The sequence below is a fragment of the Desulfobacter sp. UBA2225 genome (assembly GCF_002348205.1).
Taxonomy (GTDB): domain Bacteria; phylum Desulfobacterota; class Desulfobacteria; order Desulfobacterales; family Desulfobacteraceae; genus Desulfobacter; species Desulfobacter postgatei.
Window position 1 is genome coordinate 1 of the sequence record NZ_DDYV01000335.1, and the last position, 2,640, is coordinate 2,640.

The 2,640-nt window shown below is 50.8% G+C and carries 4 protein-coding genes; all 4 read right to left on the bottom strand.

Going from position 1 to position 2,640, the window contains the following annotated elements; translation table 11 throughout:
- Positions 1–300, bottom strand: a 300-nt coding sequence (locus tag B3D59_RS17385) for a DUF3334 family protein (RefSeq protein WP_286822409.1), incomplete at its 3' end; no start/stop codon positions are given.
- Between the two features lie 95 nt (positions 301–395).
- On the bottom strand, positions 396–1,316 hold the full coding sequence (locus B3D59_RS17390; RefSeq protein ID WP_286822410.1) for an ABC transporter permease: 921 nt from the start codon (positions 1,314–1,316) through the stop codon (positions 396–398).
- Between the two features lie 5 nt (positions 1,317–1,321).
- Positions 1,322–2,389: an ABC transporter permease gene (locus B3D59_RS17395; RefSeq protein WP_286822411.1), complete on the bottom strand. Its 1,068-nt coding sequence runs from the start codon at positions 2,387–2,389 to the stop codon at positions 1,322–1,324.
- Between the two features lie 55 nt (positions 2,390–2,444).
- A complete protein-coding gene (locus B3D59_RS18365) occupies positions 2,445–2,627 on the bottom strand; it encodes a transposase (RefSeq protein WP_349676909.1) in 183 nt (60 codons plus the stop codon).
- Positions 2,628–2,640 lie beyond the last annotated feature (13 nt).

Below are 2,640 nucleotides of genomic sequence, written 5' to 3' on the forward strand. Positions count from 1 at the left end.
CACTTCAGGGTCGGAAGTAGAGACGGCCAGCTCATCTTCGGGCATGCCCATGTTGATCATGTAATGCCTGTAAATTTCAAATGCAGCCTCCTCACTGAAATTGAAAATCACAAGACCCATATAGTCTCCGTAGAACTGAACAAAGCAGGTCAGATCCGGTCTCATGGATATTCTGGGGATTTTCTGGATGGTGTTGGCGTAGTTTATTTCTTTCCCTGTGCTTTTTTCAAGTATGCATTGGGTGGTATTCAGGAAAATTTTGGCAATACTGTCGATGGAATGATTGTTTGATATTTCCATTGTGGCTCCTTCATGGAATTGCGTGGTGTTATCCGGTCGGGTGATGTTTTGATAACCTTAAAATTATGGACAAAACAGGTTAAAATGTCAAATTCTTATCGCTCGCCTCGTTTATAAGCCGCCCCCAGCCAGGCCGGGGCATTTAGGCGCTTTGGATCTTTAAAGGATATGCCCAGAAGGATGATCAGGGTGGACAGGTAGGGCAGCATGGCCAGAAAATTGGGGGATATCCCCAGGGGTTGGAGCAGGTATTGGAGTACAAAAATGCCGCCAAAAAGGAATGAGGCAAAAATGGCCCGGCCCGGATTCCACAGGGCAAATATGGTCAGGGCAATGGCAATCCAGCCGCGGCCGGCAGTCATGCCTTGCACCCAGGAGGATGAGTAGGAAATGGACAGGTGGGCCCCGGCAAGGGCTGAGAAAACACCACCCACCATAATGCAGGCATATCGAATCAAAGAGACGTTTACCCCCTGGGTCTCTGTGGCTTTGGGATTTTCTCCGGTGGATCTGATCTGAATGCCTATGCGGGTGCGCTCCATGAAAAACCAGGCGGCTATGGCCAGGACAATGGCCAGGTAAAGAAAGGGAGTTTGGTGGAAAAGAGCTTTGCCGATCCAGGGCAGGTCCGATAAAAAGGGCAGGGGCAGATCATCCATTTTAACGGCCAGGGGCCGGCCGACATAAGGCTTTCCCATCATCCCGGACAGTCCCAATCCCAGCATGGTCAAAGCAAGGCCTGATACCACCTGGTTGGCCTGCAGCGTCACCGACGCAAAGGCATGGATGAAGGAGACTGCAACGCCTGCCGCCATGGCGGCAAGTACGCCAAACCAGGGATGGCCCGTGGTCATGGTGACAATAAAGGCGGTGACGGCACCGATGGCCATGACGCCTTCTACACCAAGATTAAGGATGCCGGCCCGTTCGCAGATAATTTCGCCGGTTGTGGCCAAAAGCAGTGGTGTGCCTGCCACCATGGTTCTTTGAATTATTGAAATGATGATGTCTTCCATGATGTTTAGCGGATTTGAATTTTGTTATATAAAAAGAAATCGCCCATGATGAGAAAGATGAGCAGGATACCGTTGACAATTTCAACTGTGGCCGCAGGCAGTCCCAGGGATATCTGGATAGCGTCTCCGCCCACGATAATGCCGGCAAAAAACAGACCCGACACAATGGCAAACAAGGGGTTCAGCTTGGCCAGCCAGGCCACGATGATGGCCGTGAATCCATACCCCGATGATACCGAGGCCGGATACCCCAGGTAATGATGGATGCCTGCCACCTCACCCACACCGGCAAATCCGGCAACTCCCCCTGAAACGGCCATGAGAATGAGGCTGGTTTTAAGAAAATTAATGCCCGCATATTTACCGGCATCCGGATTTTCTCCCACCACCCGGGCTTCATATCCGAATCGGGTTCTATAAATTAAAACACACAGGCCTACCGAACAGACAATGGCCAGGATCAGGGTGGCATAATGAATACGAGATCCCGGCAGTACGCTTAAAATGGCCGCGTCAGGCAGGGGATCCGTACCCGGAAATCCAAACCGGGTTTTCCCCTTCCATGGTCCCACAATGAGCATGGTTAAAAATTCTGCACAGATATAGTTGAGCATCAGGGTGGTAATGACCTCGTTGATGGCATATTTAATTTTCAGTATGGCCGGGATAATGCCCCATAATGCACCGCCGATGAAGCCGGCTGTAAATATCAACGGAACGATAAGTGCAGAGGGCAGGGCGTTTCCCAGATGCTGGGCCGTCCATGTGGCAAAAATGGCGCCCATGAGCAGCTGGCCCTCGGCACCGATATTCCAGAATTTGGCCCTGAAGGCAAGGGTCAGGCCGGCCCCGATGAGAATTAAGGGAATGGCCTTGGTAATGGTTTCCTTGATGCCGTAAACAGAGCCAAATGATTCAATAAAGATTTGGGACACCGCATACAACGGGTTGACGCCTCCGGTAAGGAAAATAAGGCCGATGGCCAGTACGCCGGCCCCAAGGGCGCAGATATTGGTTATAAAGGACCTTAAATGGGTGATATTGTAGCGGTTGCTTGTAGTAATCCGTATCATGGGTAATATATCTTGTGGCTGCTCCCCTCCTGAATCAAAGATTCAGAAGGGGCTTCTAAGCGACCGGGGTCGCTAACGTGTCCAACCCGACACGCAAAATGTTTATGGCTGCATTATGATCGCGGTTTGCAACAAAACCGCATGAGCAACGATGCGTACGAACAGACAAGGATTTCTTGACAATTTGACCACAGGCCGAACACTTCTGGGAAGTATACTGTGGCGATACGCCTATGATCTGTTTGCCTTGT